Genomic DNA, 13,290 nt, shown 5'->3' on the forward strand with positions numbered 1-13,290 from the left:
AGCTCCGTTGGCTCAAGTTGGCAAGCATGGAGTGATAGGTGCAGTGATTGTGCCATCTAGCCAATTCTAAAAATAACGTTATAAATCAATGACTTGTATTTTTCGGTGATTTTCGTTTTCGTGCAAATTGCATGAATGGCCATCATGCATCCTGCATTTTGCGCTGTTCAAGCGGGCAGCTTGGCGCGCCGATACTCATACAGACTGCCCTTGAGCGGCGAAATTCGCTTTTTCTGCGGTTGCTCATCGGGATACAAAACTTTTCAAATCCCGCGTGTACAGGTGAACAAGGGCTGACGTAATTTCCTGCAAGGCATAACGAAGAATAAGAAAAAGGACGTTCCTCCATGAGCCATCCGCAAAACGACATGATCACCTGGAGCATGCTGCTGCGTAAGGTGCCCGCCATTGTTCGCGCCCTGCCACGGGTGGTGCGCGGCATGCGCGCTGCCAACGTCACCGACCCGGCCCAGCCTTGCGGGCTGGGCTGGCACTTCGAGCAGGCTACTTTGCGCAACCCTGATGGCACCGCGCTGTTATACGCCGACCGCGTGCTCAGCTACCGCGAAGCCAACGCCAGCGCGAACCGCATCGCCCATTACCTGCAGGCCCAGGGCGTGCGCAAAGGTGACGTGGTGGCGATGTTTATCGAAAACCGCCCTGAACTGCTGCTGAATGTATTGGCCGTGGCCAAGCTGGGTGGCATCTGCGCCATGGTCAACACGTCGCAGACCCAGGGCACGCTGGTGCACAGCCTGAACCTGGTGAATCCGGTGGCGATTGTGGTGGGCTCGGAATTGGTGGCGTCCTACGAGGCCGTGCGCGATCAGGTGGCGATCCCGTCGGAACGCACGTGGTTTGTCGCCGATCAGCAGGCCAGCGAGGTGCCCGCAGGTTACGTCGACCTGATGGCCGCCAGCGCCGAGTGCCCGGCAGACAACCCGGCCAGCACCGCGCAGATCTTCTTCAATGACCCGTGCTTCTATATCTACACCTCCGGCACCACGGGCCTGCCCAAGGCCGGCATCATGAAGCACGGCCGCTGGACCAAGACCGCCGTCAGCTTCGGCAGCATCGCCCTGGACATGGGCCCGGACGATGTCCTGTATTGCACGTTGCCGCTGTATCACGCCACCGGCCTGTGTGTGTGCTGGGGCTCGGCGATTGTCGGCGCGTCGGGGTTTGCCATCCGGCGCAAGTTCAGTGCCAGCCAGTTCTGGGACGATGCGCGCAAGTTCAACGCGACCACCTTGGGCTATGTCGGCGAATTGTGCCGTTACCTGCTCGACCAGCCACCCAGCGCCAGCGACCGCGACAACCGCGTGACCAAGATGGTCGGCAATGGCCTGCGCCCCGGTGTATGGGCGCAGTTCAAGCAACGCTATGGGGTTGACCATATCTGCGAGTTGTATGCCGCCAGCGACGGCAATATCGGGTTCACCAACGTACTGAATTTCGACAACACCATCGGCTTTTGCCTGCAACACTGGGCGCTGGTGGACTACGCCCACGACAACGGCGAGCCGATCCGTGGCAGTGATGGCTTCATGCGCAAGGTGCAGACGGGCGGGCAGGGCCTGTTGTTGGCGCGAATCGATGAGAAGTCTCCGTTTGACGGGTACACCGACCCGGAAAAGAACCGCAAGGTGATCCTTACCGACGTGTTCGAAAAGGGTGATCGTTACTTCAATACCGGCGATTTGTTGCGCAGTATCGGCTTTGGCCACGCGCAATTCGTCGATCGCCTAGGGGACACCTATCGCTGGAAGGGTGAGAACGTCTCCACCACTGAGGTAGAGAACATCCTGTTGCAACACCCGCAGATCGCCGAAGTGGTGGCCTACGGGGTGGAAATCGAAAACACCAACGGCCGTGCGGGCATGGTCGCGATCACCCCGAGTGAGTCCCTGGCCTCGCTGGACATGCGCGAGCTGCTGCAATTCGCCCACGGCCAGTTGCCACACTATGCGGTGCCTTTGTTCCTGCGGATCAAGGTGAAAATGGAGACGACAGGCACCTTCAAATACCAGAAGGTCAAGCTCAAGGAAGAGGCGTTCGATCCAGAGAAGGCGGGTAACGACCCCGTCTACGCCTGGCTGCCGGGCACCGACGCCTATGTACCCGTGACGGGGCAGTTATTGGCGCAGATCCAGGGCGGCCAGTTCCGTTATTAATCGCCTTATTGATTCTGCCTATGGGCGCTTTTGGCAAAAAAGCCATGACAGTGGGGAACTCCATCGCGACACTAGGCGCCTATATAGCCATCGCCAGGGAGCCCCCACATGTCAGAACAAGCCAAACAAATGACCGAAGACGAAGCCGCCGAATTTGCCGAGCAGGTCTTTGACGTTGCGCGTCGGGGCGACGCCGCTATGCTCGCCGCACTGCTGGCCAAAGGCTTGCCGGTCAACCTGCGCAACCACAATGGCGACACCTTGCTGATGCTCGCCGCCTACCACGGCCATGCCGAAGCGGTAAAAGTACTGCTGGAATTCAAGGCCGACCCGCTGATCGCCAATGACAAGAACCAACTGCCGATCGCCGGCGCTGCGTTCAAAGGCACCCTGGACGTGGTCAAGGCCCTGATCGAAGGCGGCACTCCGGTGGATGCAGCATCCTCTGACGGGCGTTCCGCCTTGATGCTGGCGGCGATGTTCAACCGTGTCGAGATGGTCGACTACCTGCTCGGCCAGGGCGCCAACCCCAAGGCCACCGATGCCCAGGGCGCCACCGCACTGGCGGCGGCATTGACCATGGGCGCGGCGGATACGACGGCGCAGTTGCAGAAACTGGTGTAGGCTACGCGCCCTTAAAAACCCGCCCGCCACAGGACCAACCTCCATGAAAACCGCCCTCGTCGAACTCATTAGCAAAATCAGCGCCGGCGTCATGGGCGAGGACGAAGTGGCGCGCATCGCCGACGAAGCGGCCCAGGCCTACGCAGATCCGGCGGCGTTTCTGGCGGCCAACCCGGATATCAACTACGACGAAACGTTCCCGATCCCGCTGGGTGAATGGATCGTCGTCGGTAGCCTGCCGGACACCGCGCTGTTCCAGGCCGACACCTACGGCGACCTGTTTGCGCAGATCGTCGCGTCGTTTGGCCCAGGCGTGGCGTTCAACCTCAAGCCCAAGCAACTGGCCAAGACCGAAGACCTCACGGCGTTGAACCGTATCCAGATCCAGATGAGCGCCCTGAGCCCTGAAGACGGCGGCTACACGTTGCTCAACTTCAGCCAGTTGCTGGATGACGAGATTCAGGCGGTGCTGGTCTACGGCAAAGACCTGCCACGGGTACTGGAGTTGTGCGCCGAAGTGGGCATCAACGCCGAGCCTTCGCTGGAAGCGCTACGAATCGCCCTACACGTGTGAAATAAAACGGAACCCCCGTCAGGGCTGACTATCCTACAAGTGCATGCCCTCACTTAGGAGCGACACCATGGGTTCCACTTTTAATGGCTTGATCGGGCTGATCATCCTGGCGCTGGATATCTGGGCGATCATCAACGTGTTCAAAAGCGGCGCGAGCACGGGCGCCAAAGTGCTGTGGATTCTGCTGATCCTGTTGCTGCCGGTGCTGGGCCTGATCATCTGGGCGATTGCCGGGCCGCGGGGCAACGTGCGGATCTGAACCGTTTGCCGCACCTGATGTAAGCACAGTCAATGTGGGAGCGGGCTTGTGTGGGAGCTGGCTTGCCTGCGATGCGGACACCTCGGTCTATGAGTGACACCGAGGTGATGCTATCGCGGGCAAGCCCGGCTCCCACACAAGCTTGCTCCCACATTTTTTTGTGTCCACTCATAAGATTTGTGTGTCGAAATATTCGCTACACGGAATTTTCACACACCATCTCCGACAATTCCCCCGCTTCATCTCAGTGTAAGAAGGCTCTGTCTCGGGCCGGGAAAACCACCACAAAGAAGGTTTTTTCCTCAGTAATCAATAGCGCTGATGGCATTCCTCGGGCACCATTTGCGCCAACGCGCTGACCCCCTGTTCCCACACGCTTGGGCGTGGGCAGGATGCCGCTGCAATATTTCGCAACTTAAACTTCCAATGGGTCCTAAAACGACATGGCAAACCCGGACGCCCTGAATCAGCAGCGAGCTTCAAATCGCCTGCTGCAACCGACCGTCAAATCCCATCTGGCGTACACACTGCTTTGCGCACTGGTCATGATGGTGATGTTCTCCCTGCTGCGCCTGGCGCTGCTGGTCTACAACCGTGAAATGATCCTCGACACGCCAGCCTCGACCTTCCTGGAAGCGTTCGGCAATGGCCTGCGCCTGGACATCCGCTTGGTGGTCTACCTGCTGATCCCGTTGCTGCTGGCATTGTTCAGCGTACGGGCCATGGCGGCGCGCGGGTTTTTCCGTGTCTGGCTGACCGTTGCGTCCAGCATTGCGCTGTTCCTCGGCCTGATGGAGATGGACTTCTACCGCGAGTTCCACCAGCGCCTCAATGGCCTGGTCTTCCAGTATGTGAAGGAAGACCCGAAAACCGTAATGAGCATGCTCTGGTACGGTTTTCCGGTGGTGCGCTACCTGCTGGCCTGGGCCGTGGGCACGCTGATCCTGAGCATCGCGTTCAAAGGCGCCGACCGTGCGACGCGCCCGCGTGGCCCATTCAGCGGTGGCACCATCAGCACCCGCCAGGTGGCGCCGTGGTACTCGCGCATCGCCGTGTTTGTGGTCTGCCTGTTGATCGCCGTGGTCGCCGCCCGTGGCACCCTGCGCCAGGGCCCGCCGCTGCGTTGGGGGGACGTGTACACCACCGACTCCAATTTCGCCAACCAACTGGGCCTCAACGGCACGTTGTCGCTGATCGCGGCGGCCAAGTCGCGCTTCTCCGAAGACCGTTCGAACATCTGGAAAGCCACCCTGGACCAGAAGCTCGCCACCCAGACCGTGCGCGACATGCTGGTCCTGCCGCAAGAAAAACTGGTGGATCCTGACACCGCCGCCGTGCGCCGCGACTACATGCCACCGGCCGAGAAGACCCTGCCGATCAAGAACGTGGTCGTGATCCTGATGGAAAGCTTCGCCGGTCACTCGGTGGGCGCCCTGGATCGCCCGGGCAACATCACGCCGTACTTCGACAAACTGTCCAAGGAAGGCCTGCTGTTTGACCGCTTCTTCTCCAACGGCACCCACACCCACCAGGGTATGTTTGCCACCATGGCGTGCTTCCCGAACCTGCCGGGCTTTGAATACCTGATGCAGACCCCGGAAGGCAGCCACAAGCTGTCTGGCCTGCCGCAGCTGCTCAGCGCGCGCAAGTTTGACGACGTGTATGTCTACAACGGCGACTTCGCCTGGGACAACCAGTCGGGCTTCTTCAGCAACCAGGGCATGACCAACTTCATCGGGCGCAACGACTTCGTCAACCCGGTGTTCTCCGACCCGACGTGGGGCGTGTCCGACCAGGACATGTTCAACCGTGGCCTGGAAGAGTTGAAGGCCCGCGAAGGCGGCAAGCCGTTCTACGCGCTGCTGCAAACCCTGTCCAACCACACGCCGTACGCCTTGCCAACGCCATTGCCGGTGGAGAAAGTCACCGACCGTGGCAGCCTCAACGAGCATTTGACGGCCATGCGCTACTCCGACTGGGCCCTGGGCCAGTTCTTTGAAAAGGCCCGCAAGGAGCCGTACTTCAAGGAAACCCTGTTCGTCATCGTGGGCGACCACGGCTTCGGCAACGAGCAGCAGATCACCGAGATGGACCTGGGCCGCTTCAACGTACCGATGCTGATGATCGCACCGGGCGTGCAGGAGAAGTTCGGCGAGCGTGACCACACCGTGGGCACCCAGATCGACATCGTGCCGACCATCATGGGCCGCCTCGGTGGCGACACCCTGCACCAGTGCTGGGGTCGTGACCTGCTGAACCTGCCGGAAGGCGATAAGGGCTTTGGCGTGATCAAACCGTCGGGCAGCGACCAGACCGTGGCCTTGGTCACCGCAGACCGTGTGCTGGTATTGCCTAAGGAAATGCCACCGAAGTTGTGGGAATTTGAACTGGGTGCCAACCCTAGCGGTAAAGTCATTCCGGAATCACCGGACGAGGCCGCACTGAAGCAGAAGCTTGAGTCGTTCCTGCAGACCGCTACCAAGAGCCTGCTGGATAACACCGCTGGCGTGGTAGATGGTAAGCCGGACTAACTAACTGGCAATAAAAAAGAGGCCCTCTAGAGGGCCTCTTTTTTTGCCTGCCGTTTATATCCGGCCGAGCAACAACAGCACCAGCAACACCACCAGAACCACACCCAGGATACCCGACGGGCCATAACCCCAATTGCGTGAGTGTGGGAAGACGGGCAGGCCACCGACCAGCAGGAGGATCAGGATAATGATCAGAATCAGGCTCATGGTTTTGTACCTTGTGGTTATTGAGCAATAAGTCTGCAGGTTTAACCACAGACGGCTTAATAACTCCGACTGGTGCGCTTCGTAGAAAATTCCAAGTTTTTTTAAAGCTTTTTGCAAACAGGCTTATTTCGTTTAATACGCAGGCTTAGTTGGGAAGTATTGAACTTACGCATGGCGCCAAGCTCGCGACCCGGCCGCGGGTTTGCCTGGGGCATTCAGCAACTTTATGGGGCGTGGGTGTGGGAAAAACCTTCGCTACACTGCCGGTCACTTCTTCCGTGAACCACAAGGCAACCTCCTATGCAAAATCGCATGATGATCACTGGCGCCGGGTCCGGCCTGGGTCGCGAAATCGCTCTGCGCTGGGCCCGCGAGGGTTGGCAGTTGGCCTTGTCGGACGTCAGCGAGCCGGGCCTGCAAGAAACCCTCAAGCTCGTGCGCGAGGCGGGTGGCGATGGCTTCGTCCAGCGTTGCGACGTGCGCGACTACAGCCAGCTCACGGCGTTTGCCCAGGCCTGCGAAGTGAAGCTCGGTGGCATCGATGTGATCGTCAACAATGCCGGAGTGGCTTCGGGTGGTTTCTTCGCCGAACTGTCCCTGGAGGATTGGGACTGGCAGATCGCGATCAACCTGATGGGCGTGGTCAAGGGTTGCAAGGCGTTCTTGCCGCTGCTGGAAAAGAGCAAGGGCCGCATCATCAACATCGCCTCGATGGCCGCGCTGATGCAAGGGCCGGCCATGAGCAACTACAACGTGGCCAAGGCCGGCGTGGTGGCCTTGTCGGAAAGCCTGTTGGTGGAACTCAAGCAACAGGAAGTCGGCGTACACGTGGTGTGCCCGTCGTTTTTCCAGACCAACCTGCTGGATTCGTTCCGTGGGCCGACACCCGCGATGAAAGCGCAGGTCGGAAAATTGCTGGAAAGCTCGCCGATTTCGGCGGCGGATATTGCCGATTACATCTACCAGCGTGTGGCTGCAGGCGAATTCATGATTTTGCCCCACGAACAGGGGCGGATGGCGTGGGCGCTGAAACAGAAGAATCCGCAGCTGCTGTACGACGAAATGACCACCATGGCCGATAAGATGCGTGCCAAGGCGCAGGCGACCAAGGCCTGAGCGCAATTTCAGGTTATACACCGGTACAAATGTGGGAGCTGGCTTGTCGGATCGCCGCACCGCTGCGATAGCATCACCTCGGTCAAACAGGTAAACCGAGGTGCCTGCATCGCAGGCAAGCCAGCTCCCACACAAGCCAGCTCCCACATTGACCGCGCCCATAGTTTGGGGTGTGGTCTGTCAGGGAAATTACCGGTGGATGTAGGTCTTACCTGATTTTGCCGCAAGCCATTGCTGTACTCCCGCGCAATCGCGCATGGTCAAGGTCCTGTCACTCTTAAAGGACTACCGCCATGCTGGTACTTAGCCGTGCTGTAGGCGAAACCATTTCCATCGGCGATGACATCGCCTTGCACATCATCGAGCTGAACGGCTCCCAGGTGAAATTCGGCGTCGAGGCGCCGGTGGGGGTCAATGTGCACCGTGCCGAGGTGTATCAGAAAATCCTCGAACGCCAAGCCGCAGAAACCCCCGCCGCCGCGAACCCCTAAACCGTCAGTCGAACAGATGCTTGGGCACGTCGTGCTTGAGCATCAACTGGCATTGCTCGCTTTCGGGGTCGAAGACGATCAGGGCCTGGCCTTTGGTCAGCGCCTGGCGGACGCGCAGCACGCGGGTTTCCAGGGGCGTGTCGTCGCCATTGTCGGTGCCGTCGCGGGTGACGAAATCTTCAATGAGGCGGGTCAGGGTGTCGACTTCAAGTGCGTCGTAGGGAATCAGCATACAAGCCTCGGTTGGGGAATCCCGGCGATGCTACTGCGCCGGGAGCCAGGTTGCCAGCCTCAGGTTTTTTGACCGACCAGGCTGTCCACGGACGGTACCCGCGTGTCGCTTTCCATCTGCGTTTCGTGTTCCAGCTGATGACTGAAGCGGTCCAGTGAGCCTTGGGCCGGTTGCGCATCGCTGGCGAACACCGGCGGGCTGAGGATGTACGCGCCCAACAGGCGGCTCAAGGCGGCCAGGCTGTCGATATGGGTGCGCTCGTAGCCGTGGGTTGCATCACAACCAAACGCCAGCAGAGCGGTGCGGATATCGTGGCCGGCGGTCACGGCCGAGTGGGCGTCACTGAAGTAGTAACGGAACAGGTCGCGGCGCACTGGCAGTTCGTTGTCCGCCGCCAGGCGCAGCAGGTGCCGGGACAGGTGATAGTCATACGGCCCGCCGGAGTCCTGCATCGCCACGCTCACCGCGTGCTCGCTGGAATGCTGGCCGGGGGCGACCGGAGCGATATCGATACCGACAAATTCGCTGACATCCCAGGGCAGGGCGGCCGCTGCGCCGCTGCCGGTTTCTTCGGTGATGGTGAACAGCGGGTGGCAGTCGATCAACAACGGTGCGCCGCTGTCGACGATGGCCTTGAGCGCGGCGAGCAGGGCGGCTACGCCGGCCTTGTCGTCGAGGTGACGGGCGCTGATGTGCCCGCTTTCGGTGAACTCGGGCAGCGGGTCGAACGCCACATAGTCGCCGACGCTGATGCCCAGGGAATCGCAATCGGCGCGGGTCGCGCAGTAGGCGTCGAGGCGCAGTTCCACGTGGTCCCAACTCACCGGCATTTCATCCACGGCGGTGTTGAACGCATGCCCGGAGGCCATCAGCGGCAGCACGCTGCCTCGGATCACGCCGTTGTCGGTAAACAGGCTGACTCGGCTGCCTTCGGCAAAACGGCTCGACCAGCAGCCCACCGGCGCCAGGGTCAGGCGGCCGTTGTCCTTGATCGCCCGCACGGCGGCGCCGATGGTGTCGAGGTGGGCGGACACGGCGCGGTCAGGGCTGTTTTTCTGGCCCTTGAGGGTGGCGCGAATGGTGCCGCGCCGGGTCATCTCAAAGGGGATGCCGAGTTCTTCCAGACGCTCGGCGACGTAGCGCACGATGGTGTCGGTAAACCCGGTGGGGCTGGGAATGGCGAGCATTTCCAGGAGGACTTTTTGCAGGTAGTTCAGATCCGGTTCGGGGATGGTTTGGCTCATAAAGACTCCTGTTGGCTTTAAGGGGGTGGTGTCTTCAACGGCCTCATCGCGGGCAAGCCCGCTCCCACATGGGAATGCGATCAACCTGTGGGAGCGGGCTTGCCCGCGATGAGGCCAGATCAGGCAACCCACCTCTCAAGCAGTGGCTTAACTGTGAGGAAACAACAAATCCACAAACCGCTCAGCCGTCGGCTGCGGTTCATGATTGGCCAGTCCGGCCCGTTCGTTGGCTTCGATAAACACATACTCGGGTTTGTCGGCGGCGGGCACCATCAGGTCCAGGCCCACCATGGGGATGTCCAGGGCGCGGGCAGCGCGCACGGCGGCGTCCACCAGCGTGGGGTGCAGGATCGCGGTGACGTCTTCCAGGCAGCCGCCGGTGTGCAGGTTGGCGGTGCGGCGCACGGCCAGGGTCTGGCCGCGGGGCAGGATGCTGCTGTAGTCGTAGCCTGCAGCGTGCAGCGTGCGTTCGGTTTCGCCATCCAGGGGGATTTTGCTTTCACCGTCGGTCGCGGCCTGGCGGCGACGGCTTTGGGCTTCGATCAGTGCGCCAATGGAATGATGGCCGTCACCGGTCACTTCGGCGGGGCGGCGAATCGCAGCGGCGACCACTTCAAAACCGATCACCAGGATGCGCAGGTCCAAGCCTTCGTGAAAGCTCTCCAGCAGCACGCGGCTGTCGAACTGGCGCGCTGCTTCAATCGCCTGCTGTACCTCTTCGATACTCTGCAAATCCACCGCGACGCCCTGGCCTTGCTCGCCATCCAGCGGCTTGACGACGATGCGCTGGTGCTCGTCGAGAAACTCCAGGTTGTCATCGGCGCTGCCCGCCAATTGCTGTGACGGCAGTTTCAAGCCGGCCGCCTTCAGCGTTTTGTGGGTCAGGCTCTTGTCCTGGCACAAGGTCATGCTGATGGCGCTGGTCAAGTCGCTCAACGACTCGCGACAGCGTACTCGGCGCCCGCCGTAGCTCAAGGTGAACAAGCCTGCGTCGGCGTCATCCACTTGCACATCAATGCCACGCCGATGGGCTTCCTCGACAATAATCCGCGCATAGGGGTTGAACCCCGCCTGCGGGCCGGGGCCGAGGAACAGCGGTTGGTTGATGCCGTTCTTGCGCTTGATCGCAAAGGTGGTCAGCGCACGAAAGCCAAGCTTGGCGTAAAGGTTCTTGGCCTGGCGGTTGTCGTGCAACACCGACAGGTCCAGGTAGCTCAAGCCTCGGCTCATGAAGTGTTCCACCAAGTGGCGCACCAGCACTTCGCCCACGCCAGGGCGCGAGCATTGCGGATCGACCGCCAGGCACCACAGGCTGCAACCGTTTTCTGGGTCGTGAAAGGCTTTCTGGTGATTGAGGCCCATCACGCTGCCGATCACTGCGCCGCTGTCTTCGTCTTCCGCCAGCCAATACACCGGGCCACCTTGATGGCGCGGTGTCAGGCGTTCGGCATCCACAGGCAACATGCCCCGGCCTTGATAAAGCTGGTTCACGGCCAGCCAATCGGCCTCGCTTTGCACCCGACGGATACGAAAACCGCGAAACACACGGGTCGCCGGGCGGTAGTCGGTGAACCACAGGCGCAGGGTGTCGGAAGGGTCGAGAAACAGTTGCTGCGGGTCGATCCCCAGAATCTGCTGGGGCGCCGCCACATACAGCGCGATATCCCGTTCGCCGGATTGCTCATTGAGCAGTTCCTGGGCCAGGCTCGCCGGGTCGGGAAATGTGTGACCGATCAATAACCGGCCCCAGCCGCAATGCACGGCAATGGGGTCTGCGCTCAACGGGCTGCCATCCTCGGCCAGGCGGGCTTGCAGGCGTTCGTAGGACGGCGCCTGGCCCTTCAGTAAGCGTTGGCTGTAGGCCGCTGCGAGAGGTTTCATCAATCAGATTCCTTGTTCACTGAGCCACAGGTTCAGCGCCGCCAGTTGCCACAGCTTGGAGCCGCGCAACGGGGTCAGTTGGCCTTGCGGGTCGGTGAGCAGACGGTCGAGCGTGGCGGGGTTGAACAGGCCGCGATCCTGGCTCGGGTCCAGCAGCAGGTCGCGTACCCAGTTCAAGGTGTCGCCCTGCAAGTGCTTGAGGCCCGGCACCGGGAAGTAACCTTTCTTGCGGTCGATGACTTCACTTGGAATCACGCGGCGCGCGGCTTCTTTGAGGACTTGCTTGCCGCCGTCGGGCAGCTTGAATTTACCCGGCACGCGGGCCGACAGTTCTACCAGGCGATAGTCGAGGAACGGCGTACGCGCTTCCAGGCCCCAGGCCATGGTCATGTTGTCCACCCGTTTGACCGGGTCATCCACCAGCATCACCGTGCTGTCCAGGCGCAGGGCCTTGTCCACTGCCGCATCGGCGCCGGGCATGGCGAAATGCTCGCGAACGAAGTCACCGGCAGCGTCGTTGGTCGTCAGCCATTTCGGTGCGACTGTGGCGGCATAGTCGTCGTAGCTGCGGTCGAAAAACGCCTCGCGATAAGCCGCGTACGGATCACTGGCACCGTCCACCTGCGGGTACCAGTGGTAACCGGCGAACAGTTCATCGGCGCCCTGGCCGCTCTGCACCACCTTGCAATGCTTGGCCACTTCCCGCGACAGCAGGTAGAAGGCGATGCAGTCATGGCTGACCATCGGCTCGCTCATGGCGCGGAACGCAGCCGGCAGTTGTTCGATGATCTCGCTTTCGGCAATGCGCAACTGGTGGTGACGGGTGCCGTAGTGCTTGGCGATCAGGTCGGAATACTGGAACTCGTTGCCGGCCTCGCCGCCGGCATCTTCAAAACCGATGGAGAAGGTCGACAGGTCTTGCACGCCCACTTCCCGCAGCAGGCCGACGAGCATGCTTGAATCGACGCCGCCGGAGAGCAGCACGCCCACATCCACCGCCGCACGTTGGCGGATGGCCACGGCTTCGCGGGTGCTGTCGAGGACGCGGTCGGTCCAGTCTTCCAGCGTTAGGTTTTGCTCATCCTCACGCGGGCCGTAGGGCAGGGCCCACCAGGTTTTCTGCTCGGTCTTGCCGTTGGCGTCGATGCGCATCCAGCTCGCCGGCGGCAGTTTTTCAACGCCCGCCAGCAAGGTGCGCGGTGCGGGCACCACGGCGTGGAAGTTCAGGTAATGGTTGAGGGCGACCGGATCGAGGATCGGGTTGATATCACCGCCCTTGAGCAGCGCCGGCAATGCGGAAGCAAAGCGCAAACACTGGCCGGTGCGCGACAGGTACAAAGGCTTCACGCCGAGACGGTCACGGGCGATGAACAGGCGCTGGGCATCACGCTCCCAGATCGCAAACGCAAACATGCCGTTGAGCTTGGGCAGCAGTGCTTCGCCCCAGGCGTGATAGCCCTTGAGCAGCACTTCGGTGTCGCCGCCAGAATAGAAGGCGTAGCCCAGGGCTTCCAGCTCTTCTCTCAATTCCGGGAAGTTGTAGATGGCGCCGTTGAAGGCCAGGGACAGGCCCAGGTGGGCGTCCACCATGGGCTGGGCCGAGCCGTCCGACAGGTCCATGATTTTCAGGCGCCGGTGGCCCAGGGCAATCGGTCCTTGGGCATGGAAACCCCAAGCGTCGGGGCCACGGGGGGCCAGGTGATGGGTGATGCGCTCAATCGCAGCCAGGTCGGCAGGTTGGGCATCGAAACGTAATTCTCCAGCTAATCCGCACATAAATTCCTTACCGGTTTTTCCGTTGGGGAGGGGTAACACTCAATACGCCCAAAGGGCGCGTACCCAGAAACTGACACACGGCTATAGCGGGAGTTTTAGATCGATAAGTTATAAGGCAAATTGCCGTAACTGCTGTGGCGTGCGAAATGGCGGGCTGCGGGTTGCACGCCGATGGCGGTAA

The 13,290-nt window shown here is 61.0% G+C and carries 12 protein-coding genes; 7 read left to right on the forward strand and 5 right to left on the reverse strand.

Annotated elements, in window-relative coordinates; all coding sequences use genetic code 11:
• The first annotated feature begins 347 nt into the window (after positions 1–347).
• From ACU688_RS03830 to ACU688_RS03850, 5 genes are all read left to right on the forward strand, one after another.
• Positions 348–2,174, forward strand: coding sequence for a long-chain-acyl-CoA synthetase (locus ACU688_RS03830; RefSeq protein ID WP_448183695.1), 1,827 nt, complete (start codon positions 348–350; stop codon positions 2,172–2,174).
• A 108-nt stretch (positions 2,175–2,282) separates the two neighbouring features.
• Positions 2,283–2,798: an ankyrin repeat domain-containing protein gene (locus ACU688_RS03835; protein WP_448183696.1), complete on the forward strand. Its 516-nt coding sequence runs from the start codon at positions 2,283–2,285 to the stop codon at positions 2,796–2,798.
• A 43-nt stretch (positions 2,799–2,841) separates the two neighbouring features.
• Positions 2,842–3,372 (forward strand): hypothetical protein, encoded by a 531-nt coding sequence (locus tag ACU688_RS03840; protein WP_448183697.1) that lies wholly within the window; start codon positions 2,842–2,844, stop codon positions 3,370–3,372.
• A 67-nt stretch (positions 3,373–3,439) separates the two neighbouring features.
• Positions 3,440–3,631: a PLDc N-terminal domain-containing protein gene (locus tag ACU688_RS03845; RefSeq protein ID WP_003172956.1), complete on the forward strand. Its 192-nt coding sequence runs from the start codon at positions 3,440–3,442 to the stop codon at positions 3,629–3,631.
• Positions 3,632–4,074: 443 nt separating this feature from the next.
• Positions 4,075–6,162: an LTA synthase family protein gene (locus tag ACU688_RS03850; RefSeq protein WP_448183698.1), complete on the forward strand. Its 2,088-nt coding sequence runs from the start codon at positions 4,075–4,077 to the stop codon at positions 6,160–6,162.
• 54 nt (positions 6,163–6,216) lie between these two features.
• On the opposite strand, the gene ACU688_RS03855 is transcribed toward ACU688_RS03850, so the two are convergent.
• On the reverse strand, positions 6,217–6,369 hold the full coding sequence (locus ACU688_RS03855) for a DUF3309 family protein (RefSeq protein WP_015885095.1): 153 nt from the start codon (positions 6,367–6,369) through the stop codon (positions 6,217–6,219).
• Positions 6,370–6,669: 300 nt separating this feature from the next.
• Here ACU688_RS03855 and ACU688_RS03860 point away from each other — a divergent pair, with 300 nt between their 5' ends.
• Positions 6,670–7,485: an SDR family oxidoreductase gene (locus ACU688_RS03860; protein WP_448183699.1), complete on the forward strand. Its 816-nt coding sequence runs from the start codon at positions 6,670–6,672 to the stop codon at positions 7,483–7,485.
• Between the two features lie 293 nt (positions 7,486–7,778).
• On the forward strand, positions 7,779–7,976 hold the full coding sequence (gene csrA, locus ACU688_RS03865) for a carbon storage regulator CsrA (protein ID WP_448183700.1): 198 nt from the start codon (positions 7,779–7,781) through the stop codon (positions 7,974–7,976).
• A gap of 4 nt (positions 7,977–7,980) precedes the next feature.
• Here the strand turns inward: csrA and ACU688_RS03870 are convergent, their stop codons facing one another.
• The 4 genes from ACU688_RS03870 to ACU688_RS03885 form a co-directional block, all read right to left on the reverse strand.
• Complete coding sequence (locus ACU688_RS03870; RefSeq protein WP_003192759.1) at positions 7,981–8,208, reverse strand: YheU family protein; 228 nt, start codon at positions 8,206–8,208, stop codon at positions 7,981–7,983.
• Positions 8,209–8,267: 59 nt separating this feature from the next.
• Entirely contained in the window at positions 8,268–9,452 is a 1,185-nt protein-coding gene (locus ACU688_RS03875; protein WP_124525812.1) for an osmoprotectant NAGGN system M42 family peptidase, read from the reverse strand.
• A gap of 147 nt (positions 9,453–9,599) precedes the next feature.
• On the reverse strand, positions 9,600–11,333 hold the full coding sequence (gene ngg / locus ACU688_RS03880) for an N-acetylglutaminylglutamine synthetase (RefSeq protein ID WP_448183701.1): 1,734 nt from the start codon (positions 11,331–11,333) through the stop codon (positions 9,600–9,602).
• A gap of 3 nt (positions 11,334–11,336) precedes the next feature.
• Positions 11,337–13,109: an N-acetylglutaminylglutamine amidotransferase gene (locus ACU688_RS03885; protein ID WP_448183702.1), complete on the reverse strand. Its 1,773-nt coding sequence runs from the start codon at positions 13,107–13,109 to the stop codon at positions 11,337–11,339.
• Positions 13,110–13,290: the final 181 nt, after the last annotated feature.

Source organism: Pseudomonas acericola (SeqCode), from assembly GCF_053456465.1.

Coding starts and splice junctions, on each gene's coding strand:
- ACU688_RS03845 (WP_003172956.1), top strand. CDS start 3,440: ATGGGTTCCACTTTTAATGGCTTGATCGGGCTGATCATCCTGGCGCTG.
- ACU688_RS03840 (WP_448183697.1), top strand. CDS start 2,842: ATGAAAACCGCCCTCGTCGAACTCATTAGCAAAATCAGCGCCGGCGTC.
- ACU688_RS03885 (WP_448183702.1), bottom strand. CDS start 13,109: ATGTGCGGATTAGCTGGAGAATTACGTTTCGATGCCCAACCTGCCGAC.
- ACU688_RS03855 (WP_015885095.1), bottom strand. CDS start 6,369: ATGAGCCTGATTCTGATCATTATCCTGATCCTCCTGCTGGTCGGTGGC.
- csrA (WP_448183700.1), top strand. CDS start 7,779: ATGCTGGTACTTAGCCGTGCTGTAGGCGAAACCATTTCCATCGGCGAT.
- ACU688_RS03835 (WP_448183696.1), top strand. CDS start 2,283: ATGTCAGAACAAGCCAAACAAATGACCGAAGACGAAGCCGCCGAATTT.
- ACU688_RS03850 (WP_448183698.1), top strand. CDS start 4,075: ATGGCAAACCCGGACGCCCTGAATCAGCAGCGAGCTTCAAATCGCCTG.
- ACU688_RS03870 (WP_003192759.1), bottom strand. CDS start 8,208: ATGCTGATTCCCTACGACGCACTTGAAGTCGACACCCTGACCCGCCTC.
- ngg (WP_448183701.1), bottom strand. CDS start 11,333: ATGAAACCTCTCGCAGCGGCCTACAGCCAACGCTTACTGAAGGGCCAG.
- ACU688_RS03860 (WP_448183699.1), top strand. CDS start 6,670: ATGCAAAATCGCATGATGATCACTGGCGCCGGGTCCGGCCTGGGTCGC.
- ACU688_RS03875 (WP_124525812.1), bottom strand. CDS start 9,452: ATGAGCCAAACCATCCCCGAACCGGATCTGAACTACCTGCAAAAAGTC.
- ACU688_RS03830 (WP_448183695.1), top strand. CDS start 348: ATGAGCCATCCGCAAAACGACATGATCACCTGGAGCATGCTGCTGCGT.